This window comes from Acinetobacter sp. SH20PTE14 (genome assembly GCF_021391555.1).
GTDB lineage: Bacteria > Pseudomonadota > Gammaproteobacteria > Pseudomonadales > Moraxellaceae > Acinetobacter > Acinetobacter amyesii.
Map to the genome: position 1 here is coordinate 627,237 of NZ_CP090067.1, position 24,602 is coordinate 651,838.

Here is a 24,602-nt window from a genome sequence, read left to right on the forward strand (position 1 = left end):
GCGATCGGGGAATACAGCATGCATTCTTTTTCTAAGACTCTTATCGGGTCGCTTTTTGTTTTATCTCCACTTTCTGCTGCGATGGCAGAAGACCAAGTTCATCAACTTCCAGTCATTACCAACACGGTTGCCAATATTGTTGAGCAAGACTCACAAGAAACTTTGGCGGCAGTGACCGTGATTAACCGTGAAGAAATTGAGCGCAAGCAATTTAATTCACTACAAGACTTATTACGTACTGTGCCGGGCGTAACATATAGCAATACTGGTGGTTTAGGGAAAACAACCAGTGTTTCTATTCGCGGTACAGGCAATCGCCATGCATTGGTCTTGGTAGATGGTCAAAAAGTGGGTTCTGCAACGCTTGGTGAAACGGCTTTTGAGCATTTCCCCATTGATCAAATTGAGCGTGTCGAAGTTCTGCGTGGTCCGCGTTCAAGCTTATATGGTTCAGAAGCCATTGGCGGTGTAATTCAAATCTTTACCCGTAAAGGGACGCAAAATGGGGTGAAGCCTTTTGCATCTTTTACCTATGGTTCACATGAAACATATCAAGGGAATGTTGGTTTAAATATTCGCCAAAATGATACTTGGGCAACTCTGAATGTTGCAGGAACGAAAACTCAAGGCATTGATGCGACAAATATTAATGAATCTAATGACTTGGATAAAGATGGCTACGAAAATAAGTCAGCATCTCTGCGTATGGGGCATAAATTCAATGATCAATTTGATGTTGATGCAAGTGTCTTAGTCGTTGATGGTGAAAATGAATATGATAATAGGGATGACTGGGGTTCTCCTTATATTGATGCAAAAAATGTGCATAGTAAAATCGAGCAAAATGTTTACAGCATTGGTGCTACCTATAAGCCTTTTGATATATGGACAACACAAGTCAAGTTAGGTCGCTCCGAAGACAAGTTAGATAGCCGAGATGGCTATCCATCAGTGATTAACACCCAGCGAGATAGTTTATCTTGGCTGAATACATTGGACTTTAATCAGCAAAATACATTGATGCTTGGCTTTGATTATCAGAATGATGAAGTATCAGGTACTAAATCTTATGCTGTTAAAGAGCGTGATAACAAAGCTTACTTTGCGCAATATCTAGGTTCATTTGGTAACTTCGATGTGCAAGGTGCAGTCCGTCAGGATGATAACGAGCAGTTTGGTAATCATACGACTGGAAGCGCGACTTTAGGATATCGCTTCAGTGATGCAGTGCAAACTTATGTCAGCTATGGTACGGCATTCAAAGCCCCGACATTCAATGATTTGTATTGGCCAGGAAGTGAAAACCCGACATTAGTTCCAGAAGAGTCTGAAAACTATGAAGTTGGTTTTAAAGGTGTGGTGAGCAATGTTCAATGGGAGCTAAACGCTTTCTATAATGAAATTGAAAATATGATCGCATGGGCACCAAATGCATCTTGGAATTATGTTCCAAGCAATATAGATAAGGCAAAAATTAAAGGCACTGAACTATCACTCACTCAGCAGTTGAATAATTTTCTTTGGAATATCAATTATACCTACCAAGAGCCTGAAAATGAGACAGCAGGATCAAATGGCAAACAACTGGTCTTAAAGCCAAAGCAAATCTTTAATGCTTCCGCAGACTATACAATGGATAAATGGACTATCGGTGCTTCAGTTCATGCAGAAGATAAGCGTTATACCAATGCTACAAATACTGATGAGTTGGGTTCATTTGCTATAGTAGATACGCGAGTAACTTATCAAGCAACGCCTGAATTTAGTGTTCAAGCCAAGCTTGCCAATATGTTTGATAAAGAATATTCGACCAACTACAGCAATAGCACTTTATTTAATCAAGACGGTCGCACAGCTTGGGTAACACTGCGTTATGCGATGAAATAATCGATTCAATAATTCAAAAAGCCCTGAACATTCAGGGCTTTTTATTTTTGCAGTGGAATCATGCTGAAAATCCACGCAATGCATGAAAATTGCATTACAATGATTCGCCTTTATATTCATAGATAGGCTGTGAATAGGGCGGAGTCAGAGCCAAAACAACATGCGAACCCGTGCCAAAATCTGCGGAATTACACGTACTCAAGATATCCAATCTGTCGTCCAAGCTGGCGCAGATGCGATCGGATTTGTATTCTTTGCGCCCAGCCCGCGCAGTGTAACGGCAGTGCAGGCCGCTGAACTGATTCAGCATGTGCCGCCCTATGTGCAGACCGTGGGTTTATTTGTGAATGCATCGGCTGCAGACATACAGGATATTTTAAAAATTTCACCTGTAGATATCCTGCAGTTTCATGGTGATGAAAACCCTGAACAGTGCCAAACAATTGCGCAGTCCGTTGGGCGCCGCTGGTATAAAGCCATTCAGATGAAACCTGAACTGGATGTGATTGCCGAAATCCAAGCTTTTCAGCAGGCAGGGGCAAGCGCCGTACTGCTCGATGCATGGCATCCAGAACTGAAAGGCGGTACAGGGCATAGCTTTGACTGGGCACAGTTTCCAAATCTCGATATTCCTTTAATTTTGGCGGGCGGTTTAAAGCCCGAAAATATTGAAGAAGCGATTCAAATCACTGGTGCTTACGCCGTAGATGTGAGTGGTGGTGTAGAATCGGCAAAAGGTATTAAAGACCAACAACTCATAGAACGCTTTATGCAAGGAGTCCATCGTGGATCAGCAAAATAAGATTGACTATACCCAATTCCCTGACGCACAAGGGCATTTCGGTATTCATGGCGGGCGTTTTGTGTCAGAAACTCTAATGGCAGCACTTAAGGACTTAGAAAAGCTCTATTTCCGCATGAAAGATGATGCCCAGTTTTTGGCAGAATTCGACCGTGACTTGGCGTATTACGTCGGTCGTCCTAGTCCTTTGTATTATGCTGAACGATGGTCGAAAGAGTTGGGTGGTGCGCAAATTTATTTAAAACGTGAAGACCTGAACCATACAGGTTCACATAAAGTGAATAACACCATTGGTCAGGCTTTGCTGGCTAAGCTTTCAGGTAAAAAACGTATTATTGCGGAAACTGGCGCAGGTCAGCACGGTGTAGCAACGGCAACAATTGCAGCGCGTTTAGGCCTTGAATGCGTAGTGTTCATGGGTGCAGAAGACGTAAAACGTCAAGCGATGAACGTGTACCGTATGCGTTTGCTTGGCGCGACAGTTGTACCTGTAGAAAGCGGTTCAAAAACATTGAAAGATGCCATGAACGAAGCGATGCGTGACTGGGTAACCAATGTTGATTCAACTTATTATGTGATTGGTACTGTTGCAGGTCCGCATCCGTATCCGCAATTGGTTCGTGATTTCCAATCGATCATTGGCCGTGAAGCGCGTAAACAAATTCAGGAACAAGCTGGCCGTTTACCAGATGCGCTTGTTGCATGTGTAGGCGGCGGTTCAAATGCAATGGGCTTATTCTATCCATTCTTAAATGATGAAGATGTGAAAATGTACGGTGTTGAAGCTGCAGGCTACGGCATTGAAACGGGCAAGCATTCTGCACCATTAAACGCAGGTCATGTCGGTGTACTTCACGGTAACCGTACGTACTTGATGTCGGATGATCAAGGTCAAATCATTGAAACGCATTCAATTTCTGCAGGTTTAGATTATCCAGGTGTAGGCCCTGAGCACAGCTTCTTAAAAGATATGCACCGTGTGAACTATGTGCCAATCAATGACTCTGAAGCGCTGCAGGGTTTCCGTGATTTAACTCAAATTGAAGGTATTATCCCTGCGCTAGAAAGCTCACATGCGATGGCTTATGTGACGAAACTTGCACCGACCATGGACAAAGACCAAATCATTATTGCAACGGTGTCAGGCCGTGGCGATAAAGACTTAATGACCGTTGCCCGCATTGATGGCGTAGAAATGGTTGAGATGTAAACTCCTTTAAGCCTCTCCCTTTGGGATGAGAATCTCGGAATATATTCTGAGTTCGCAAGTGGAGAGGGTGAATTAAAAATCGCGCAGAAGCAATTCCGCGCGATTTTTTTTGGGCTGAAAATTTTATTGAGGCAAATCTCTACAAAACAGATGTAGAATAAAAGTGTGAAATAAATCACAATACTGTGTAAATTTTATTGCTTTAGAAAGACTTTATAACAATGACGTTTACCCAATTGGTTCGTGCAGAATCCTTTCCAACCCATATTTATTGGCAATGGCGTGATACTTTTGCGCTGTGCATTCTTCCGCTGATCTTGTTCAACAGTTATGTCTTAGACCAATTTTTTGGTGTTTCAGCTCAGGTTGCTTTGGGTGATTCGATCTTTCGCGGTATTTTATTTATTGCCGTGTGTTGGCTCTATAAAACGATGCTGTATACGCACTGGCAAAAGTATAAACAGGCCTTTTGGCGTTCAAGCCTGTTGGTGGTTGTCGGTGCAGTCGTCTTACAAGTGGTGATTTCTTTTACACGCAGTCTGTTGCCCGTTGGTGAGAGCATTGAAAAAGAATCGACCATTGATCCTAATACGATTGCGTTTTTTAGCTTGCTGATCATCAGCCTTGGGCCATTATTTACCGCTTTGCTTGAAGATATTATTTTCCGCTATACCTTGCTGCAAAAGCTGTTTGTACAGCCGTGGCTGTGGCGAGTGATTTTGGTCTTGCTGAACTCAATCTTATTCGGCTTGATACATTATCATAATTTTGATGGCGATTTGATTGCGACCATCAGTTTTATGGCGGCAGGCCTATTTCTCAACCTCATCTATTTGTGGACGCGTAACATTTGGCATGTCTTACTCATTCATTTCGTCAACAATGCAGTACTCTCTTTAGGCGGCGTGATTTTGTTGAAATTACTTCAGCCCTATGTGGGCAGTTGAAGTCAAAAATAGGGGGAGATTGTGTCCAGTTTATTTATGGTGATGCTCGGCGGACGCCATCCAAGAGCAAATATCGAAGTGCATGATGTCATTCTTGCAGTGGGTAACGCATTAGAAGAGGTTTATCCGCAACTGAGAACGGCATGGTTTGGTGAGCAAAAAGGCTTACATATTGATGCTTGGGCACAGGTACATACAGTCAGCACTGAAAATCGGCATTATCGTATCCAATTTTGTGATGCCGCGCCCCGAGCTGAAGATGAAAAATTATGGCTGATTAATCTCGGGGGATATGATGCCCGCGAATTTGGTGAATTACATCGTTATGTTTTGGTGACGGGACAAAATGCCAGCGTTGCAAAACAACGGGGCAAGGCTTTTTTTGAGTCACATTGGCAAAAACAACATACCGACCGAACCCTAGATGTTGATGATTGTATTGCGATTGATCATGTCTATGGGCGCTATATCGAATTGGTTGAAACCCCGCATAGCCAGCAAAATTCATGGAAAAATGATTACATCTTAATAAATGAACATTTGTGATGATTAAGAGCTGAAATGTCAGCTTTTATATTTTTTTGTGATATTCGCCTGAAATCAGATGGATTGTCTTTTCAGGCGTTAAATAATAGGCATAATAACATTCAGGATTTAGACCTTAAACCTCAATGGAATGGCGTATATGGATTTAATACGGCCGAATGGACAGCCGCATTATGGGCGTTTTAGTGAACTTCCCAATCGTATCGATTTAAGTAAGTATGAATATAAGACACCGTATGGAAAACGACTTCAAGGTTGGCGTAAGCGTTTAAAATATAAAAAATTTAAATTTTGTTGTATTCAGCATGAACATTATACGATTGGTCTAGCGATTGCCGATATCGCGTGGGCAGGGCACGGTTTTGTCTATGTGTATGACCATATTACGAATGAAGTGTTGGAATGGAATTCGATTAATTTCCTGTCACGCAATACCGTTTTAGATGAACAACCTTTATTTAATCAGAGTCATTTTATTAAGTCAGGGATTCAACTGGACATTCAGCATGCCAATGGTGTGCGATACATTCAAATGTCGAAACATGGCGAACTCAAACTGAGCGCTCGAGTGTTTTGTGCGGGGACTGATCCGCTGAGTATGTGTAGCCCCACAGGGATTAATGGTTGGACCTATACTCAAAAACTAACGACGTTAGGCTGTGAAGGTTTCTTTATCAATAAGCAAGGCAAGACCATTCAATTCCATGACCGGACATTGGTGTCTTTAGATGATACCTGTGGTTTTCTTCGTCCTGAAACCGCATGGTTCTGGCTGTCGTGTAACTTTTGGGATAGTCAAAATCGACGCGTTGGGATCAATCTTGCCTCTGGTGTAAATGAAAGCTTTGGCAATGAAAATTGCCTGTGGGTCAATGGACATTTGTATCCCATGTCTGATGTGCTGTTTCAGCAACAAGGCGATAATCAATGGAATATTAGCTCATTAGACAACAGCTTAAATTTGATCGTCAGCACAGGTTGGCGGCGCTATGAAAACCTGAATTTAAGATTGGTCGGTAGTCAGTTCAGTCAATGGCAGGCAAAAATTAGCGGTACAATTCAACGTGATGGCGAAGAAATTGTATTCTTAAATGAATATGGTTTGCTTGAGCAGCACTATGCCAAATGGTGAGTCTAAGCCAATAAAAAAGCCGCAATCGATGCGGCTTTTTTTATTCAGTTGTTATTTTGCAGCTTGCCAAAACACTTCCGCAGCTTGAATTGGATCATTGGTTTCTTCATAAGTTTTTAACCAGAGATCATAATTTTGCACAATGGGATGCTGACTCGGATGGAAGTCTTTTTTAAACCAATCTCGATATGGCTTGCTCATTCGGGTGAGGGTGCCATTTTTACCAAAGAACCACGGTAAGCCTTTCATATTTAATTTTAAACGTTCAGTGAAGCTGAAGCCGTCATGTTTCAGCATCACATTGGCACGGTATAAGGTAAAGCCGAGCATCAATCCACTGGTCCAGACCAGAGTGAATTTCTTTAAATTTTCATCGACCTTAGCCACATCTTTCATCACATCAAAAGCCACATCGCGATGTTCCATTTCTTCTATCGCATGCCAAATAAATAATGCACGGACATAAGGATGCGCAGATTCTAGTACGGACTTTTGGCTACAAAAGGTTTCAGCCATCAGCGCAGTCAAATGTTCGGCGGAAGCCGTCATGGCAATGTTGTATTCTGGTGAGCGCTTGCTCAGTTCAAATTTAAAAATTTTATTCAGACGTTTAATGAACGCATCGACAGGCATGCCTTGTTGTTTCATCAACATATTCATTTTGTCATGCGCCATACCGTGCTGCGCTTCTTGACGAATAAAGTCAGCGACACGTTGCTGTAAATCAGGATCTTGAATTTGACTGCGGAACAGACGTACAGATTCAATAAAATAGCGCTCGCCATCAGGAAAGGTCAGGCTCAAGGCATCAAACATACGAGTTAAAAAGGGGTCTCCGCCAAACCAATAGCGCGGGATTTCTTCCAACTTAAAATTTAGTTTTGTGCGAACAATGGGTTCGACTTGATATTTGACGATAGCATTCATGATATTTTTTCTGTGCGAGTCGTATTGATTGCAGTATGTCGGAGAAATTGCACTTTGTTTTGACAGATATTGCCAATTTTTATACATTTTACGCCATGATGAAAATATAAAATGTCAGAATTGGCAGGTCAGAAAGAGGGGCGAGATGGCTGAAATTCAGATCCCAAATGGTTACTTCCAATTGTGGAATATGGTCTTAATTGAGCGTGAATTAAACTATACACAGCTCGAATGGATTGCGCCGTATGCTGCGCAAATTCAGCATGTGCTGTCTTTGCCGATCGACTCTCAATCGCCGAATTCTTTTTTTAACAGCATCATGCAACTGACTCAGCAGCATCTGGATTGCCCGCAATTGGTGTTTGAAATGGCCAAGTATATTCGTGCAGAGCATTTTGGGGTGTTAGGCTATATGGCGACACTGAGTAATAGTGTTGCAGATGCTTTGCAATATGTGATGCGTTTTAGTCGTTTGGTGATTGATGGCGCGCAAATTGTGCCGATGAATATGAGCCATCAAGATCATCAAATTATACTGTCTTGGCCACAGCATGATGATGAATATGCGTTGGTGAATGAATTGACGATGGCCTGTATGGCACATTTGGCCAAGCAAATTTTTCCAGATTCTTTAAAGTTACTCCGTATTCATTTTGCGCATGCACCGCGGATGGCTCGTTATCACTATGAAAAGTTTTATGGCTGCCAAATGGAATTTTCGACCCTTAAATATTCATTTGTGATTCATGCCGATAGTTTGGATTTAAAGTCAGAACTTGCTGATCCGTCACTGATGCAATTGTTATTACGTCAAGCAGAAGAGGCGATAGCCGCTCGTCCGCAACATGCAGATCCAATTATACAGATGCAACAATGCATAGCAGATTATCTCAAATTACAGCAGCAAGCCCCTAAAATAGAGTGGTTAGCAGAGGAGTTACATCTGTCAGTCAGAACCTTGCAACGACAGTTACAGGAGAAAGACACCTCGTTTAAACGGCTTTTGGAGCTTGAACGGATGAAACGCTGTGAATATCTACTTTCACAACAAACCCATTTGACAGATATCGCTTTACAGCTGGGTTATTCAGATCAGTCTGCTTTGGCACGTGCTTTTAAGGCATATAGCGGAGAGACATTATTAGCGCGGAAAAAAACCTTGAGATTAGAATAAAACATGCAGATTGCTCGTCAAAAAAAGCCATTCATACAGCATTAAAAAAAGCGGTCAAACGACCACTTTTCTTTTAAGCCAAGCTTATGCTGCGGCTTTTAATTTTGGATAACGCAGTAAAATGGCAAGGATGGCAAAGATTGCCAAGACCCAACAGTAATACACACTACCAATCAGTTCTACAGGCGAAAGTTTTGCGATCGAACAAGCCAGTAACAGCTGAGCGCCATAAGGAATGAGACCTTGGATTACGCAAGAGAAAATGTCCAAGAGCGCAGCAGCACGTTTAGGGTCTACACCATATTCTTTCGCGACTTCACGTGCCATGTCACCAGATAAAATAATTGCGACAGTGTTATTTGCTACAAATAGGTTGGAGAAAATTACCAAGAAACTGATACCAATCTCACCTGCGCGTTCAGCACCAACTTTAAAGCAGCGTGTCATGCTGTAAATGCGTTGAATTAGCCATTCTAAACCGCCTTCTTTTTGCATAATGGCAGAAATACCACCCAAGAAAATAGAAAGCAGGGCAACTTCAAACATGCCGGTAAAGCCGTCATAAATAGAATTATTTAAGCTTAAGAAATTAAATTCAGGTTGAATGACCAAACCAATCAAACCAGATAACAAGACACCAATGGTCAGTACAGCAAGCACGTGCAAACGTGAAAAGGCCAAAATAAATACGGCTAAATACGGCAAGATCAGCCAAGCATTATAAGCTTTGTGTTCAATCGCTTGTGAGCCTTGACTCATAATTAAATAGATACAGATGCTGACGATCGATGCAGGAACAGCAATCCAGACATTGACCTTAAATTTATCGCGAAGTTGAACTTTTTGACTGTTCGTTGCAGCAATGGTGGTATCTGAAATCATTGACAGATTATCACCAAACATAGCACCACCGACCACAGCACCAATGGCATACACCACTTCAATTTCGGTGACTTGTGTAAAACCAAAGGCAATTGGCGCGCAGGCTGCAATGGTGCCCATGGAGGTTCCCATCGCTGTGGCAATAAAGGCCGCAATAATAAACAGCATAGGCAGCACGAACTCAGGCGCAATCATCGATAGTCCGAATTGCACTGTTGCATCGACACTACCGATGGCACTGCTGACACTGGCAAAAGCACCAGCGAGCATAAAGACCATGAACATTAAGATCAAATTCGGGTGGCTGGCACCTTTCATAAATGTATCAATCGCGTCATTTATCTTGCCGCGATAGAGCAAAATTGCCAATACAATTGCAGGAAGAGCAGCGACTGGGGCTTTCACTTGATAGAACGCAAACTCAGTTCCAATGATGGAATGGTAAATACCACTGCCCAAAAAAATGGTCAGAAAAACAATAAGCGGGAGCAGTGCAAATGCCCGAGCAGGCACTTTCACTTGTGAATCGGAGGACATAGGAGATAAAAAAATAAAAGTATGCGGCTAGTATAAAGCAGGTTTTGCAATTTAAGGAAAATTAAAATGTAAATGCTAAGCCTGTTATTTTTAACATTTTTTTGATGATAAAATTAAGTTAATCTAAAACCTTATAATTTTGCCAGATCCTAAAATTAGGCATCTTTGATCATTGTGAAAAAAACTGAAATATCGGTAAATGATGCTTTCGGGTTGTTCTGGAAAATTATGTTTGCATGAGAAATGCCGACTGAGGATTGTATACCCTGTTCAATGGGTAAAAAATAGCGTTACAATGCGATGTCTTGTATTTCGACAAAACCCACATCATAGTTTTGATTCATTCAAGGAAAGTATAACCCTATGTCACGTTTAGCCACTCGATTTGGAACGCTTAAATCTCAACAGCGTAAGGCCTTGGTTTCTTATGTTATGGCTGGTGACCCTCATCCACAAGTAACGGTACCTTTGTTACATCAAATGGTTGAGGCAGGTGTAGATGTGATCGAATTAGGTCTTCCATTTTCAGACCCAATGGCGGATGGTCCTGTTATTGCACTTGCTGCTGAGCGTGCGCTTGCTGGGGGAACCAATACTCTAGATGCCTTGAACATGGTGAAAGAGTTCCGTAAAAACGATTCAGAAACACCGGTAGTACTGATGGGCTATTTAAACCCTGTTGAAGTAATCGGCTATGAAAAGTTTGTTGCCTATGCACATGAATGCGGTGTAGATGGCGTGCTCTTGGTGGACCTTCCACCAGAAGAAGCAAAAGATCTAGATGCAGTATTGAAAAAATACGACATGGATCAAATCTTCTTACTTGCGCCAACATCCACTGACGAACGTATTCAGCATGTGGTGAAACAAGCTAGTGGATTTATCTACTATGTTTCTTTGAAAGGTGTGACAGGTGCAGCGACTTTAGACGTTGCTGAAGCTGCGGCACGTATTCAAAAAATCAAATCGTATACTCAGGTACCTGTCGGCGTTGGCTTTGGTATCAGTGATGCAGCATCGGCGAAAGCCATGGGTGTTGCTGCGGATGCGGTGATTGTAGGTAGTGCTTTTGTTAAACAATTTGCAAACTTAGCGCCAGAACAAGCTGTAATCGAAACAGTGAATAAAGTGAAGGAGCTTCGAGCTGCGCTCGATGAGTTAGTATGAGTCAAGACGCAAAAACAGGCAAAATTCTGAGCGCATCTACGCCATGGACAGAGCGTGCGGTACCAGGTATTCATGTACCTGATGAACAGCAAGCATTAAAGGCGACATTTACTGAGCCGACGATTGAATGTCCTGAGTGTCATGCACTTGTGACTCGTACTGCAATGTCATTTAATGCCTACGTTTGTCCGCAGTGTGATGAACACTTGCGAATGAAAGCGCGTGATCGTTTGAACTGGTTCTTTGACCAAGTACAAAAAGAATTGGGTCAAGAATTTAAAGCCAAAGATCCACTTAAATTTGTAGATAGCAAAGCGTATCCAGACCGTATGTCTGAAGCGCAGAAGAAAACCGGTGAAACAGAAGCTTTAGTGGTAATGCAAGGAACGCTGAAAGGCATTCCAATGATTGCAACCGCATTTGAATTTGATTTCATGGGCGGTTCAATGGGCACTGTGGTTGGTGACCGCTTTGTTCAAGCGGCTGAACTTGCAATTAAATCCAAACAACCACTTATTTGCTTCGCTGCCTCTGGTGGTGCGCGTATGCAAGAAGGCATGTTGTCACTCATGCAAATGGCGCGTACTTCTGCTGCCATCCAAAAAATGAAAGATGCAGGCTTGCCTTATCTAGTGGTATTGACGCATCCAGTTTATGGTGGTGTGACTGCATCATTGGCAATGCTCGGTGATGTTCACTTGGCTGAACCGAAAGCCATGATTGGTTTTGCTGGTAAGCGTGTAATTGAGCAAACTGTACGTGAAAAATTGGAAGAACCGTTCCAACGTGCGGAATATTTGCTTGATCATGGTGTAGTCGATCAAATTGTCCACCGTCATGCATTACGTGATACAGTTTATCGTATTGTAGCGAAATTGATGAACTTGCCTTGAACACAGCACCACTTGCAACTGATTCTTTAAACACATGGCTCGATTATTGGAGCCATGTTCATGTTACGGGTATTGATTTAGGACTGGAGCGGGTAATTCCTGTTGCAGATCGATTGGGCGTAACTCAGCCTGATGCCAAAGTTCTGACGGTTGCTGGAACCAATGGGAAAGGCTCAACCACAACGACATTGGCTGCCATTTTAAATGCGCAAGGTTATAATGTGGGTTTATACCAATCACCGCATATCTATCGATTCAATGAACGTGTAAAGCTTCAAGGTGTTGAAGTAGCCGACCAAACCCTGATTGATGCTTTTGTAGCTGTTGATCAGGCGCGTCGTGAATGTGAATTAAGTTTATCTTTTTTTGAAGCGACCACTTTGGCCGCTTTTGTTATTTTTAAACAACAACATTGTGATGTATGGGTACTTGAAGTAGGCCTAGGTGGTCGACTTGATGTAGTCAATGTTGTCGATCCAGATGTTGCAGTGATTACCAATATTGGTTTAGACCATACCGATTGGTTAGGCGACACCATTGAAAAAATTGCTTTTGAGAAAGCTGGGATTATTCGTCCGAATATTCCCGTGATTTTTGGTGGACAGCAAGTTTTGCCTGAAGCCATTCGTCAAAAAGCAGAAGATTGCCAAGCTGCTTTACATGTACTCAATCGTGATTATTTTTATCAGTACAGTGATGACGGACAATCTTGGATGTTTGCCTCATCAGGTTCAACCTTAAAACTCCCCGTGGGTTCTTTGGCACTCGAAAATATCTCTACGGCTGTAGCAGCTATATTGGCCAGTGGTTTGGTGGTCTCTCAGCAGTCGATCGCTCAGGGGATTAATAATGCCAAGTTACAAGGCCGTTTTGAAGTTAGAGAAATTGCGGGTAAAACGGTGATTTTCGATGCGGGACATAACCCGCATGGTGTTGAATTTTTGTTAAAGCAATTGCGAAATTTCCTCCAGTACAATAAACAATACACAGAAGTGATCAGCGTTTTCTCCATGCTGACTGATAAAGACATAAATTCTGTCGTTAACTTATTGAAAGATACGGTAAGAATGTGGAAAATTGCACAATTAAATGTGCCACGTGCGGCATCTATCACACAATTGGATAGCGCACTGCAGCATCAAGTCGTAGAACATTATGACAATGTGCAATTAGCTTTTAAGTCCGCGCTGGAAGAAACAAAGAATAATCAGCTGATTCTGGTATGTGGTTCATTTCATACCTTAGAAGCGGTATGGGAGTATCTGGAAGAATGTCAATGAATAACAAACAACGCTGGATGGGTGGTGTTGTTTTATTAGGTGGTGGTGTACTGCTGGCCGCACTTTTACTTAAAGGCAAAGAAGAAATACATCAAAATCAAAGCCAAACCCCTGAAATGGCTCAAGTTGAGCAACAAGGTCAGGGTGCGGGTAAAATGTCATCATTGACAGTTGATGTTGAAACTGAAAAGCGCTTGCTCGAAGAACAACGACGTACCCGTGAAAAATCGGTTGCGGAGCAAGAAGCACGTGCAGCAGAGTTTTTAGCGATGCAACAACAAGCGGAAGCGGATGCAGCACGTAAAGCAGCAGAAGAATATGCGGCTTTAAACGCACATCGTTCAGCTCAACAAAGTTCGGATAATATTCCGCCCGAATTGGTTGAAGATGAAAAAGCCAAGCAAAAGCGTTTAGCTGAGGATAAGTTGGCGGCTCAAAAAAAGTTAGAGACTCAGTCGGCGCAGCAAAAGGCTGATCAGGCACGTATCGCAGCAGATAAACAAAAAGCCGAAGCAAAACGTAAAGCGGATGCTCAAAAAGAAGCTGAACGTAAAGCACATGCTGAAGCTGAGAAAAAAGCAGCAGATAAGAAAGCAGCCGAAGCGAAGCAACAAGCTGAAGAAAAGCGTAAAGCCGAAGAAAAACACAAGGCAGAAGAAAAACGTAAAGCCGAAGCCAAGAAAAAAGCTGAAGCTGAAAAAGCACGTGATCTGTTGGAAAATGGCGATAAGCAATGGATGGTACAAGTTGCTCTGGCAGCCAATGAAGCCAATGCAGATGCCGTCGCTGCAAAATTACGTGCAAAAGGCTATAAAGTGACGAAGAGTCCTACATCTAAAGGCATTCGTATTATGGTCGGTCCTTCGAAGGACCGTGATGCTGCGGACGCAACACGTAAAAAGATCAATTCAGATGCAAGTTTGAATATGAAATCGGCTTGGGTGATTGATTGGGTACCTCTCGATAAACGCTAAGTTTATTTGAGAAATGACCTTTAATAAGATGGATTCAGTAGTTGCTGCTGAATCCATTTTACATTTTCAGGGCTGAATAATCGGTCTATATTTTTCCAAATAGGGTGGAAGCCATAGCCACCTTGTTTCATTTCACGTTTTGCTTCCTCAATGGACCAATGCTGAAAAATAATACGGTACATGGCCACACTCGCGCCTGTACGGTCTGAGCCGTGGTAGCAATGGATTAACACTTTTTGCTGCTGTTGTTCAGCTTCTTTTATGGTTTTCATCACTGCCAGTAAATCTTCACGATCGATTTGCCATGTGTGTATCGGAATATGTACAAATTTAATCTTTTGCATATCAATAGCATTTTTTAAGCGTTCTGGATCATGATGCCGCGAACGTAAATTTATGATCACATCGATTTGCTGTTCTCGTAGAACAGGGGCGAGATCTGTATCAGGTTGTTCACTGCGAAATAGCGTTGGGCTGATTTGATAAAAATTATGCTGTTGATGAACGACTTTTCCCCAATGCTGAGGACGTTCATTTAACGGTAATGGATTTGATGTCATGCAACCCGTGAAGCTGAAGCTAACACTGAGTAGGATCATTGGTAGGATTTTAGCGGTCATAGCTTGTATTCTGATAGCGAGCGAATTCGAATGGGTCATGTGCACAGATGAGATCGATGTCCGGATGCTGCGCTAACTGCTGAATCTTATGAAGGGAGTGCAGTCGCTGTGTATTGTCGGTGGCAAATAAACGCTCAAGCTGATTTAAGGCCCGCGAATGAAAATTTGGATTTAATTGATGCTGTGAGTAATAAGCATCGCCACAATATAACAACCAGCGCTGGTTATTTTTAATCGCAATACCGGCATGACCCGCGGTATGTCCCAAAAGTGGAAGCATTAAAATGTCATCTTGAAAAATAGACAGACCGGCAGTGTGTTCTAAGTTAAACCATGCTTGCGTCCCGATGCTTTCGATAAAATTCCAATAACGATGAAGTTGGAATTGCTGTGGTCGATAGCGCAGTCGTGATTTTAAGCTATGAAAGTTTTGAGTGGCATTATATTCACTGGCTAAGACATGCACAGTCGCCTGCGGAAAATCAGAGATCCCGCCAGCATGATCAAAATCTAAGTGTGACAACAAAATGTGTTGAACATCTTGAGCCTTAAAGCCTAATTTTTGAATTTGATGAATCGCACTCAGTTGCGGATTAAATTTGATCTGCGCTGTGCGTGAAATAAACCGACCTAAACGATTTTGTGGATGCAAATAATCTTGTAAGCCCAGTCCTGTATCGACTAAGACGAGCCCTTTATCGGTTTCAATGAGCAGGCAATGACAGACCAAATGTGCGCGAAAGCCTTTCTGTCCAAATAAAGGGGCACACGTTGGACAAAAACTACCACAATGTAAATGATGAATTTGATGAATCACGGTTTGTTGTTTTCAAGTTTTTCTTAGTTATAACGGAATTGTGATGTTTAACCAATCTAATCCCAGAGAGGAATTTGTAATCAAAAAAAGCTCATCCGAAGATGAGCAGGTTGGAGAATGCCAGAACGGGCTCGTCATTCGTTCTGAGGGGAAAATTATAAGTAACTATAAGTAACTATGGTTATGATTCTGAGTTGGGTCAGGTGCTGCACTTAAAAATAGTTAAATTTGTACCTTCGCTTTGGTCACTCACAGCAGAGCTTCTTATCTTGCGCTCGGACAGCGTAATGCTCCGTTTTATCCTCACTTAGGTTGAGGCGTTAAACGAAGGTAAGGTGTAACTGCGTTATACCCTTGAGGAAAGCGTTGTTTGATTTCCTCTTCATCTTTTAATGACGGCACAATCACCACATCTTCACCTTGTTGCCAGTTAGCCGGTGTTGCAACTTTATGGTTGTCTGTCAGTTGCAAAGAGTCAATGACACGTAAAATTTCATGGAAGTTACGCCCTGTAGATGCAGGATAAGTAATGATTAAACGGACTTTTTTATGTGGATCGATGATCACCAAAGAGCGAACAGTTAATGTTTCGCTGGCATTGGGGTGAATGAAATCATAAAGGGTGGACACTTTACGGTCTTTGTCTGCAATGATCGGGAAGTTGACCGTGGTATTTTGAGTATTATTAATGTCGTTAATCCAACCATGATGCGACTCAACATCATCAACAGACAGGGCAATGGCCTTGACACCACGTTTGCTAAATTCATCTTTTAGTTTTGCGGTAAATCCAAGTTCTGTGGTGCAGACTGGGGTGTAATCGGCAGGATGCGAAAATAAAATGCCCCAACTGTCACCTAAAAAGTCATAAAAATGAATGCTGCCTTCGCTTGAGTCTTGAGTAAAGTCTGGTGCAGTATCACCTAAACGAATCGTCATGGAATATCCCCGTATTTATTGAATTTGTTTAACTTGAAAATAAATATGAAGGATTTTTTTTATGATTAAAAATAGTGTTTTTTCATTTCTTTATGAATATATTTCATATAAAACAGTTTTATTGGGGGATAAATGCGAAATATCTCACGACAGAGTCACTATGTTGTCTGCAGAAAATTTGTTACATTAGCTTGCCTTAAGTCTCCGGGGCTAGAACCCGAGCGCAGAATATTTAAGGGGATTTTTGTGCAAAACCCTTGTACTTCGAATTTCTAGCACCATAATAACGACTAAGAAAATATATTCATTTGACAAGCAAGATTTAGAGAGTCTATTCATGTTGGCAAGTCTGATCGGAGGAATCTTCGGTACCAAAAATGAGCGCGAACTCAAACGCATGCGTAAAATCGTAGAGAAGATTAATGCGCTCGAGCCGACGATATCTGTTCTAAGCGATGCAGACTTATCTGCAAAAACTGAAGAATTCAAAGAACGTTATAAAAAAGGCGACAGCCTTGATAAATTATTACCTGAAGCGTTTGCTGTTTGTCGTGAAGCTGCGAAGCGTGTCATGGGCATGCGTCATTATGACGTACAGCTGATTGGTGGTATTACTTTACATGAAGGTAAGATCGCAGAGATGCGTACCGGTGAAGGTAAAACCCTCATGGGAACGCTTGCTTGTTACCTCAATGCGATTAGTGGTGAAGGTGTTCACGTGATTACGGTGAACGACTATCTCGCACAGCGTGATGCTGAATTAAACCGTCCATTATTCGAATTTTTAGGTTTAAGCATTGGGATTATTTACTCAATGCAAGACTCAACTGAAAAAGCTCAAGCGTATCGTGCTGACATTACTTACGGTACCAACAACGAATTCGGTTTCGATTACTTGCGTGACAACATGGTGTTTTCTGCTGCTGAGAAAAAACAGCGCAGCTTAACCTATGCCATCATCGATGAGGTCGATTCGATCCTGATTGATGAAGCACGTACACCGTTGATCATTTCTGGTCAATCAGAAGACTCATCTCAGTTGTATGCTGCCATTAACAGCATTCCACCAAAACTTCATGCACAAAAAGAAGAGAAGGTACCAGATGGTGGTCACTTCTGGATTGACGAAAAACAGCGCTCTGTAGAAATGACCGAAGTCGGTTATGAAACTGTTGAAGCTGAATTGATTCAAATGGGCTTGCTTGCTGAAGGTGAAAGTCTATATTCATCTGCTAATTTAAACTTGGTGCACCATGTTTCTGCGGCCATTCGTGCGCATTACCTATACCAACGCAACGTGCATTACATCATTCACGAAGGTGAAGTGATCATTGTCGATGAAAACACTGGTCGTACCATGCCGGGTCGCCGTTGGTCAGAAGGTTTGCATCAAGCAGTAGAAGCCAAAGAAGGTTTGGAAATTCAACCTGAAAACCAAACTTTAGCAACTACAACATTCCAGAACTATTTCCGTCTATACAAAAAATTATCAGGTATGACGGGTACTGCAGATACTGAAGCTGCAGAGATGAAAGAAATTTATGGCTTGGATGTTGTACTTATTCCAACCCATCGCCCAATGATTCGTAATGACCAAAACGATTTAATCTATTTAAACCGTGAAGGTAAATACAACGCCATCATTCAAGAAATTCAACGTATTCATGAAGCGGGTGTTGCGCCGATTCTGATTGGTACAGCAACCATTGAAGCCTCTGAAATTTTATCAGATAAGCTGAAAGAAGCTGGTATTCAACATGAAGTACTTAATGCGAAACAACATGAGCGCGAAGCGGATATTATTGCGCAAGCGGGTTCACCTCGTGCAGTGACCATTGCGACTAACATGGCTGGTCGTGGTACTGATATTCTGTTAGGTGGTAACTGGAAAGCGTTGCTGGCGAAGATTGAAGAGCCGACTGAAGCAGATGAAGCACGTTTGAAAGCAGAGTGGGAACAAAATCATGAAATGGTGCTGAACTCTGGTGGTTTACACATCATTGGTTCAGAACGTCATGAATCTCGTCGTATCGATAACCAGTTACGTGGTCGTGCGGGCCGTCAAGGTGACCCAGGTGTATCACGTTTCTACTTGTCGCTTGAAGATGACTTGATGCGTATCTTCGCAGGTGATCGCGTGGTTGCAATGATGCGTGCCATGGGGCTGAAAGAAGATGAAGCCATTGAGCATAAAATGGTGTCACGCTCGATTGAAAATGCACAACGTAAAGTTGAAGCACGTAACTTCGATATTCGTAAAAATCTATTGAAATACGATGACGTAAACAACGAACAACGTAAGATTATTTACTCTCAGCGTGATGAAATTCTTGTTGAACCGTCTTTACAAGATTACATCGAAACGATGATTCAGGATGTGACTAAAGGCATGATCGAAATATATATTCCACCTGAGTCTATTCACGATCAGTGGGATATAGAAGGTCTTGAAAAGGCGCTACGTGAAGATCTATCGATTGAACTACCAATTTCGCAGTGGTTAGAGCAAGATCGTCGTTTGGATGAAGAAGCTTTGGTTGAACGTATTACTGATGAAGTTCTTCAGCACTACCGTTCACGTCGTACGCAAATGGGTGACGAAACGGCTGCAATGCTCGAACGTCACTTTATGTTGAATTCATTGGACCGCCATTGGAAAGAGCATTTGGCAGCAATGGATTACTTACGTCAAGGGATTCATTTACGTGGTTATGCGCAGAAAAATCCTGAGCAAGAATACAAAAAAGAAGCCTTTAATTTATTTGTAAACATGCTTGCTGTGATTAAGTCCGATGTCGTGACAGATTTATCTCGTATTCATGTGCCTACAGCCGAAGAGCTTGCAGAAATGGAAGCTCAAAAACAGGCTCAAGCTGAATCAATGAATCTTCAGCTGTCACACAACGACTTTGATAATTTGTTGGCTGAAGCCAATGGTAATGATGTTATCGATGCGCAATACACACCTGCAGAGCAAGTGATTGTTCCGCCAGAAAGTCGTAACTCGCCTTGCCCATGTGGTTCAGGTCTAAAATATAAACAATGTCACGGTAAAATCTAAACAGCATTTTTTAATTTCAAATAAATCAGAGTCTTAGCGCTCTGATTTTTTATTTACACTACTAATCTGACCTGAATAGTATTTGCAGTTCAGTAGATTAAATGTTATTTAGTTTCTATCAATAACCGTAAGACGGAAAAGACAATGAAAAAAGTACTAAAACCGTTCATGATTGCTGCTTTGGCTTTGCCAACTTTTGCCTTTGCAAACGCTCCTCAGACGACTTCTTTAGAGAAAGTTCAACAAGCAGTTGGTCCAACAACAACTCAAGTACAGGTTGGTACTGACGGTCAAGTGACTGTAGCAAGCCCGCGTACGGGTATTCGTTATACCTTTGCCAATCCAAATCGTCCAATCGTATTGCAAACTGCAAAAATTGCAGCAGCCAATGCGGCGAATGCTGACCGTATTGTGGCTGAAAACCCAGCCCTTTCTGCTGCGAGTCAACAAAAAGCGAAACAAGTGCTTCTTGATGAAGCAACTCAGCTTGCGCGTAACTAATTTACGACGAACATCGATAAAGACCAGTCGAAAGGCTGGTTTTTTTATGTGCAAAAGAAATCCACAATAAAATTACAGCAAAACCGTGCTTCTGCTCGATTTTTTATAGATTTTGCACTAAGCTGTATTTTTTATAACTCATATAGTTGGACGTTGAAAAATGGCAGTTGGTGACGTATCTATGCCACAGATGCATGTGGTGAAAGGTGTAAAAATCGGTTCGGCTGAAGCATATGTGCGCTATCAGAACCGACGTGACCTTGTCATTTTTGAATTTGCTGAAGGTTCTAATGTCGCAGGCGTTTTTACTCAAAATGCATTTTGTGCAGCACCGGTCCATATTTCGAAAGCGCACTTATTGGCAGGTAATCCACGTTATTTAGTGATTAACACCGGAAATGCCAATGCCGGTACTGGCAAAATCGGCATGGCAAATGCTGAGGCGACGTGTGCGAAACTGGCAGAACTGACAGGTGTTCAAAATACAGAAGTTCTTCCATTTTCAACGGGTGTAATTGGCGAGCAATTACCTATTGATCGTTTGGTTCAAGGCTTGCAACCAGCATTAGATAGTTTGCAGGAAGATGCATGGTTGGATGCGGCAACGGGCATTATGACCACTGATACCACACCTAAAGGTGCATCTGAACAGTTCGAACTAGATGGCGTTCTGTATACTATGACAGGCATTTCTAAAGGCGCAGGCATGATTCGTCCAAATATGGCGACCATGTTGAGTTATGTGGCAACTGATGCACCCATTAGCCGTGAGCTGGTGCAACAGCTTTTGAAAACCACAGTTAACCTGTCGTTTAACCGTATTACGGTGGATGGTGATACCTCAACGAATGACTCATGTATTTTGATTGCAACGGGCCAAGCTGGTGGCGTAGAAATTACTTCAGAATCAGATTCACGTTATGCTGCTGTTTTAGACGTGTTAACACGTGTAATGAAACGTCTTGCACAGCTCATTGTCCGTGATGGTGAAGGTGCGACGAAGTTTATTACTGTGGCGGTAGAAGGCGGCGCAGATACTCAAGAATGTTGTGATATTGCTTATAGCATTGCACATTCACCGTTGGTTAAAACTGCAATCTTCGCATCAGATCCAAACTGGGGCCGTATTTTGGCAGCTATTGGTTATGCAGGTGTGCCAAACTTAGATGTTGAAAAAATTCAGGTCTGGTTAGGTGATGTTCAAATCTGTAAAGACGGTGGTGCCGCAGCAGATTATACCGAAGCAGCAGGGGCTGCAGAGATGGAGAAATCTGAGATCACGATCCGTGTAGATTTAGGACGTGGCAGTGCGCGAGATACTGTGTATACCTGTGACCTGTCGTATGATTATGTCAAGATTAACGCAGATTACCGTTCATAAAATATTTGATGTTTTTGAAAAGCCTCCGTTGTGAGGCTTTTTTATAAGTGGAACTTTTTAATGACCGGTAAAAAATAGCCAAGTGCCATATTTATGGGTCAGTTGTGAAGCACCTGTGTAGTAGCAGGCATTAAGGGTAGAGAAGACGTTGTGATGAATAATGCAAACAACTTAATTGCAAATGAAGCAAAATCAATTGTACAAGCGCATTTGGATCGTTTGGGTGATGTTAAAGAGCATCACTTAACGGAAGCTGCAAAGCTTGAAAAGTTTGAATTAATTAAAGCGGAACTCAAAAAACGTAACGCTGTCCTTGTTGCACACTATTACTGTGATCCTGAAGTACAGGAACTAGCAGAACAGACCGGTGGATGCGTTTCGGATTCACTTGAAATGGCACGTTTTGGTCGTGACCATCAAGCAACGACGTTGGTGGTTGCAGGAGTGAAATTCATGGGGGAGACCTCGAAGATTTTATCTCCTGAAAAAACCGTACTGATGCCTACTCTGGAGGCAACATGCTCACTTGATTTGGGCTGTCCGGTCGATGAATTTACCAAATTTTGCGATGCACATCCGGATCATACGGTTGTGGTATATGCCAATACCTCGGCGGCAGTGAAAGCACGTGCAGACTGGGTGGTAACCTCGAGCTGTGCTGTTGAAATTGTTGAGCATTTAGATAGTTTAGGTGAAAAAATTATTTGGGCACCCGATCAGCATCTCGGTCGCTATATTCAAAAGAAAACTGGTGCAGACATGTTGCTATGGGATGGGGCATGTATTGTCCATGAAGAGTTCCGTGCACGTGGGATTGCCAATATGAAAGCGCTGTATCCTGATGCAGCAGTTTTGGTACATCCAGAGTCACCAGAATCTGTGGTGGATATTGCAGATGCCGTCGGTAGCACCTCGCAATTGATCAAGGCTGCACAAACCTTGCCACACGAACGTTTAATCGTGGCAACAGATCGCGGTATTTTTTATAAAATGCAGCAAGCTGTGCCGAATAAAATTCTCATCGAAGCACCGACGGCAGGTGAGGGAGCGACTTGTCGTTCATGTGCGCATTGCCCTTGGATGGCGATGAATGAATTGGATGGCATTCTGGAAGTTTTACAAAAAGGCGATCAGGAAATTTTTGTAGATGCGGCATTGGCTGAGCGTGCTAAATTGCCTTTAGATCGGATGTTGAATTTCAGCGCCAGTTTAAAACGTTAATTTTTGCTTGAAAAATGATTAAAGTGCTTGATAAATAATCGCTTGAAATGATTTTTTATGTTTTTTTGAAGATAGGTGTTGACGTTAATCAACGTCACGCCTAGAATGCACACCGTACCGCACGATATGCGATACAGCGAAAGCTGAGATGAAACGGAGCATAGCACAGCCTGGTAGTGCACCTGGTTTGGGACCAGGGGGTCGTAGGTTCGAATCCTACTGCTCCGACCAATTTCTCAAGGCAAAAATCGCGTGATAGTCTATGTCATCGGTAATGCGCCTGTAGCTCAGTTGGATAGAGCATCCGCCTTCTAAGCGGATGGTCACAGGTTCGAATCCTGTCAGGCGCGCCATTTTATTGGTGTTCTGATACTAGAATCTGAAACTTGTTGTGATGGTGGATGTAGCTCAGTTGGTAGAGCCCCGGATTGTGATTCCGGTTGTCGTGGGTTCGAATCCCATCATTCACCCCAATTCGGAGCATAGCACAGCCTGGTAGTGCACCTGGTTTGGGACCAGGGGGTCGTAGGTTCGAATCCTACTGCTCCGACCATTTTCTTAAAGAAAACGGTCGATAAAAGATACCGCATACAGCGGTTTTTTTATGCCTGTAATTTAAAATGCGTTATATTGGTTATTCACAAGCAAGAACATGATGGTGGATGTAGCTCAGTTGGTAGAGCCCCGGATTGTGATTCCGGTTGTCGTGGGTTCGAATCCCATCATTCACCCCAACTTTTAAAGTTGAAAGCGGAGCATAGCACAGCCTGGTAGTGCACCTGGTTTGGGACCAGGGGGTCGTAGGTTCGAATCCTACTGCTCCGACCATTTTCTTAAAGAAAACGGTCGATAAAAGATACCGCATATAGCGGTTTTTTTATGCCTGTAATTTAAAATGCGTTATATTGGTTATTCACAAGCAAGAACATGATGGTGGATGTAGCTCAGTTGGTAGAGCCCCGGATTGTGATTCCGGTTGTCGTGGGTTCGAATCCCATCATTCACCCCAACTTTTAAAGTTGAAAGCGGAGCATAGCACAGCCTGGTAGTGCACCTGGTTTGGGACCAGGGGGTCGTAGGTTCGAATCCTACTGCTCCGACCATTTATCTCAAAAGTAATACTATGAAAAAGATGCCGCATTTAGCGGTTTTTTTATGCCTGAAATTTATAAAAAATAAAAAAGCCACCATAAGGTGGCTTTTTTATATTCTGCTATTTAGGGAATGATGGTGACATTTACACGACGGTTGATGGCACGATTGGTTTCAGTGTCATTAGAGACTATCGGTTGTTCAGCACCACGGCCAATAATTTGAATATTTGAACTGTTATAACCTTGCTTTAAAAAGACGTTTGCGACGCTTTGCGCACGTTTTTCTGACAGTTGTTGGTTGTAATTGGCTTGTCCAACATTATCCGTATGACCAATAAACTTAATTTTGTTTAGGTCATATTTAATCAGTTGAGTAGCAAGTGTATTTAACTTGACTTGTTGGTGGGGTTGAATTTGATAATCATCAAAACCAAATAAAAGTCGTTCTGGTAGGGCAAGTGTCCAACCATCATTGGTCAAGACAAAACCTTCTTTTTTAAGCATACGTGCTTGTTTGTAGCTTAAGTTACCTAAACTCATGCAGGCTGTCATAGTGGTCGTGAATGCAAGTATAAATAAAACTTTAAATGCGTTCTTTAACATAGCAAAT

General features: G+C 42.3%; 21 protein-coding genes and 8 tRNA genes. 23 read left to right on the forward strand and 6 right to left on the reverse strand.

What is annotated here, in order from left to right:
* Positions 1–18 precede the first annotated feature (18 nt).
* The 6 genes from LXF01_RS03085 to LXF01_RS03110 all read left to right on the forward strand — a co-directional run bounded on the left by LXF01_RS03085 (position 19) and on the right by LXF01_RS03110 (position 6,524).
* Complete coding sequence (locus tag LXF01_RS03085) at positions 19–1,887, forward strand: TonB-dependent receptor domain-containing protein (protein ID WP_180103184.1); 1,869 nt, start codon at positions 19–21, stop codon at positions 1,885–1,887.
* Between the two features lie 160 nt (positions 1,888–2,047).
* The gene (locus tag LXF01_RS03090) at positions 2,048–2,689 is read left to right on the forward strand and encodes a phosphoribosylanthranilate isomerase (RefSeq protein ID WP_180103185.1); all 642 of its coding nucleotides are present in this window, start codon (positions 2,048–2,050) and stop codon (positions 2,687–2,689) included.
* Complete coding sequence (gene trpB, locus LXF01_RS03095) at positions 2,673–3,899, forward strand: tryptophan synthase subunit beta (RefSeq protein ID WP_180103186.1); 1,227 nt, start codon at positions 2,673–2,675, stop codon at positions 3,897–3,899. Before LXF01_RS03090 ends, trpB begins: the two co-directional genes overlap by 17 nt.
* 221 nt (positions 3,900–4,120) lie before the next feature.
* Positions 4,121–4,846, forward strand: coding sequence for a CPBP family intramembrane glutamic endopeptidase (locus LXF01_RS03100; protein WP_180103187.1), 726 nt, complete (start codon positions 4,121–4,123; stop codon positions 4,844–4,846).
* 21 nt (positions 4,847–4,867) lie between these two features.
* A complete protein-coding gene (locus LXF01_RS03105) occupies positions 4,868–5,392 on the forward strand; it encodes a DUF1543 domain-containing protein (protein ID WP_180055840.1) in 525 nt (174 codons plus the stop codon).
* Positions 5,393–5,531: 139 nt separating this feature from the next.
* Positions 5,532–6,524, forward strand: a complete 993-nt coding sequence (locus tag LXF01_RS03110; RefSeq protein ID WP_180035840.1) for a DUF2804 domain-containing protein — start codon at positions 5,532–5,534, stop codon at positions 6,522–6,524.
* 51 nt (positions 6,525–6,575) lie between these two features.
* Here the strand turns inward: LXF01_RS03110 and LXF01_RS03115 are convergent, their stop codons facing one another.
* Positions 6,576–7,451, reverse strand: a complete 876-nt coding sequence (locus tag LXF01_RS03115; protein ID WP_078191325.1) for a metal-dependent hydrolase — start codon at positions 7,449–7,451, stop codon at positions 6,576–6,578.
* Positions 7,452–7,596: 145 nt separating this feature from the next.
* On the opposite strand from LXF01_RS03115, the gene LXF01_RS03120 reads away from it, so the two are divergent.
* Positions 7,597–8,625: a helix-turn-helix transcriptional regulator gene (locus tag LXF01_RS03120; protein ID WP_180103188.1), complete on the forward strand. Its 1,029-nt coding sequence runs from the start codon at positions 7,597–7,599 to the stop codon at positions 8,623–8,625.
* 84 nt (positions 8,626–8,709) lie between these two features.
* Here the strand turns inward: LXF01_RS03120 and LXF01_RS03125 are convergent, their stop codons facing one another.
* Complete coding sequence (locus LXF01_RS03125) at positions 8,710–10,044, reverse strand: Na+/H+ antiporter NhaC family protein (RefSeq protein WP_180103189.1); 1,335 nt, start codon at positions 10,042–10,044, stop codon at positions 8,710–8,712.
* 363 nt (positions 10,045–10,407) lie between these two features.
* Between LXF01_RS03125 and trpA the strand changes: the two genes are divergently transcribed.
* The 4 genes from trpA to LXF01_RS03145 are packed head-to-tail and all read left to right on the forward strand — an operon-like array spanning position 10,408 to position 14,358.
* Entirely contained in the window at positions 10,408–11,211 is an 804-nt protein-coding gene (gene trpA, locus LXF01_RS03130) for a tryptophan synthase subunit alpha (RefSeq protein WP_180103190.1), read from the forward strand.
* Positions 11,208–12,104 (forward strand): acetyl-CoA carboxylase, carboxyltransferase subunit beta, encoded by an 897-nt coding sequence (accD, locus tag LXF01_RS03135; protein ID WP_111885388.1) that lies wholly within the window; start codon positions 11,208–11,210, stop codon positions 12,102–12,104. Before trpA ends, accD begins: the two co-directional genes overlap by 4 nt.
* Positions 12,101–13,384, forward strand: a complete 1,284-nt coding sequence (gene folC / locus LXF01_RS03140; protein WP_180108125.1) for a bifunctional tetrahydrofolate synthase/dihydrofolate synthase — start codon at positions 12,101–12,103, stop codon at positions 13,382–13,384. The genes accD and folC overlap by 4 nt, the downstream gene beginning before the upstream one ends.
* Complete coding sequence (locus LXF01_RS03145) at positions 13,381–14,358, forward strand: SPOR domain-containing protein (RefSeq protein ID WP_078191218.1); 978 nt, start codon at positions 13,381–13,383, stop codon at positions 14,356–14,358. Before folC ends, LXF01_RS03145 begins: the two co-directional genes overlap by 4 nt.
* Positions 14,359–14,378: 20 nt before the next feature.
* On the opposite strand, the gene LXF01_RS03150 is transcribed toward LXF01_RS03145, so the two are convergent.
* The 3 genes from LXF01_RS03150 to LXF01_RS03160 form a co-directional block, all read right to left on the reverse strand.
* Positions 14,379–14,978, reverse strand: coding sequence for a dual specificity protein phosphatase family protein (locus LXF01_RS03150; protein WP_180173466.1), 600 nt, complete (start codon positions 14,976–14,978; stop codon positions 14,379–14,381).
* Entirely contained in the window at positions 14,968–15,795 is an 828-nt protein-coding gene (locus LXF01_RS03155) for an MBL fold metallo-hydrolase (RefSeq protein WP_233945003.1), read from the reverse strand. The genes LXF01_RS03150 and LXF01_RS03155 overlap by 11 nt, the downstream gene beginning before the upstream one ends.
* A 303-nt stretch (positions 15,796–16,098) precedes the next feature.
* Entirely contained in the window at positions 16,099–16,734 is a 636-nt protein-coding gene (locus tag LXF01_RS03160) for a peroxiredoxin (protein ID WP_180024520.1), read from the reverse strand.
* A 337-nt stretch (positions 16,735–17,071) separates the two neighbouring features.
* Here LXF01_RS03160 and secA point away from each other — a divergent pair, with 337 nt between their 5' ends.
* From secA to LXF01_RS03220, 12 genes are all read left to right on the forward strand, one after another.
* A complete protein-coding gene (gene secA, locus LXF01_RS03165) occupies positions 17,072–19,795 on the forward strand; it encodes a preprotein translocase subunit SecA (RefSeq protein WP_233945004.1) in 2,724 nt (907 codons plus the stop codon).
* Positions 19,796–19,939: 144 nt separating this feature from the next.
* Positions 19,940–20,296 carry a hypothetical protein gene (locus tag LXF01_RS03170; RefSeq protein WP_078194125.1) on the forward strand — a complete coding sequence of 119 codons (357 nt, stop codon included), beginning with the start codon at positions 19,940–19,942 and terminating at the stop codon, positions 20,294–20,296.
* A 160-nt stretch (positions 20,297–20,456) separates the two neighbouring features.
* Positions 20,457–21,677: a bifunctional glutamate N-acetyltransferase/amino-acid acetyltransferase ArgJ gene (gene argJ, locus LXF01_RS03175; RefSeq protein ID WP_180085460.1), complete on the forward strand. Its 1,221-nt coding sequence runs from the start codon at positions 20,457–20,459 to the stop codon at positions 21,675–21,677.
* A 153-nt stretch (positions 21,678–21,830) separates the two neighbouring features.
* Positions 21,831–22,898, forward strand: coding sequence for a quinolinate synthase NadA (gene nadA / locus LXF01_RS03180; protein ID WP_180173469.1), 1,068 nt, complete (start codon positions 21,831–21,833; stop codon positions 22,896–22,898).
* A gap of 154 nt (positions 22,899–23,052) precedes the next feature.
* Positions 23,053–23,129: transfer RNA gene (locus LXF01_RS03185), tRNA-Pro, on the forward strand.
* Between the two features lie 45 nt (positions 23,130–23,174).
* Positions 23,175–23,251 (forward strand) — tRNA-Arg (locus tag LXF01_RS03190).
* 44 nt (positions 23,252–23,295) lie between these two features.
* Positions 23,296–23,371 (forward strand) — tRNA-His (locus LXF01_RS03195).
* 3 nt (positions 23,372–23,374) lie between these two features.
* Positions 23,375–23,451, forward strand: a tRNA-Pro gene (locus LXF01_RS03200).
* A 105-nt stretch (positions 23,452–23,556) separates the two neighbouring features.
* Positions 23,557–23,632: transfer RNA gene (locus LXF01_RS03205), tRNA-His, on the forward strand.
* Positions 23,633–23,649: 17 nt separating this feature from the next.
* Positions 23,650–23,726: transfer RNA gene (locus LXF01_RS03210), tRNA-Pro, on the forward strand.
* A gap of 105 nt (positions 23,727–23,831) precedes the next feature.
* Positions 23,832–23,907: transfer RNA gene (locus tag LXF01_RS03215), tRNA-His, on the forward strand.
* A gap of 17 nt (positions 23,908–23,924) precedes the next feature.
* Positions 23,925–24,001: transfer RNA gene (locus LXF01_RS03220), tRNA-Pro, on the forward strand.
* 114 nt (positions 24,002–24,115) lie between these two features.
* Here LXF01_RS03220 and LXF01_RS03225 read toward each other — a convergent pair.
* A complete protein-coding gene (locus LXF01_RS03225) occupies positions 24,116–24,595 on the reverse strand; it encodes an OmpA family protein (protein WP_180103193.1) in 480 nt (159 codons plus the stop codon).
* Between the last annotated feature and the right edge of the window lie 7 nt (positions 24,596–24,602).

Bases quoted from the DNA above. Each gene is read 5' to 3' on its own strand.
- trpA (WP_180103190.1), top strand. From the start codon at position 10,408: ATGTCACGTTTAGCCACTCGATTTGGAACGCTTAAATCTCAACAGCGT.
- LXF01_RS03085 (WP_180103184.1), top strand. From the start codon at position 19: ATGCATTCTTTTTCTAAGACTCTTATCGGGTCGCTTTTTGTTTTATCT.
- LXF01_RS03120 (WP_180103188.1), top strand. From the start codon at position 7,597: ATGGCTGAAATTCAGATCCCAAATGGTTACTTCCAATTGTGGAATATG.
- nadA (WP_180173469.1), top strand. From the start codon at position 21,831: ATGAATAATGCAAACAACTTAATTGCAAATGAAGCAAAATCAATTGTA.
- LXF01_RS03150 (WP_180173466.1), bottom strand. From the start codon at position 14,978: ATGACCGCTAAAATCCTACCAATGATCCTACTCAGTGTTAGCTTCAGC.
- LXF01_RS03160 (WP_180024520.1), bottom strand. From the start codon at position 16,734: ATGACGATTCGTTTAGGTGATACTGCACCAGACTTTACTCAAGACTCA.
- LXF01_RS03090 (WP_180103185.1), top strand. From the start codon at position 2,048: ATGCGAACCCGTGCCAAAATCTGCGGAATTACACGTACTCAAGATATC.
- accD (WP_111885388.1), top strand. From the start codon at position 11,208: ATGAGTCAAGACGCAAAAACAGGCAAAATTCTGAGCGCATCTACGCCA.
- LXF01_RS03110 (WP_180035840.1), top strand. From the start codon at position 5,532: ATGGATTTAATACGGCCGAATGGACAGCCGCATTATGGGCGTTTTAGT.
- LXF01_RS03170 (WP_078194125.1), top strand. From the start codon at position 19,940: ATGAAAAAAGTACTAAAACCGTTCATGATTGCTGCTTTGGCTTTGCCA.
- LXF01_RS03115 (WP_078191325.1), bottom strand. From the start codon at position 7,451: ATGAATGCTATCGTCAAATATCAAGTCGAACCCATTGTTCGCACAAAA.
- LXF01_RS03145 (WP_078191218.1), top strand. From the start codon at position 13,381: ATGAATAACAAACAACGCTGGATGGGTGGTGTTGTTTTATTAGGTGGT.
- LXF01_RS03225 (WP_180103193.1), bottom strand. From the start codon at position 24,595: ATGTTAAAGAACGCATTTAAAGTTTTATTTATACTTGCATTCACGACC.
- LXF01_RS03100 (WP_180103187.1), top strand. From the start codon at position 4,121: ATGACGTTTACCCAATTGGTTCGTGCAGAATCCTTTCCAACCCATATT.
- secA (WP_233945004.1), top strand. From the start codon at position 17,072: ATGTTGGCAAGTCTGATCGGAGGAATCTTCGGTACCAAAAATGAGCGC.
- argJ (WP_180085460.1), top strand. From the start codon at position 20,457: ATGGCAGTTGGTGACGTATCTATGCCACAGATGCATGTGGTGAAAGGT.
- LXF01_RS03125 (WP_180103189.1), bottom strand. From the start codon at position 10,044: ATGTCCTCCGATTCACAAGTGAAAGTGCCTGCTCGGGCATTTGCACTG.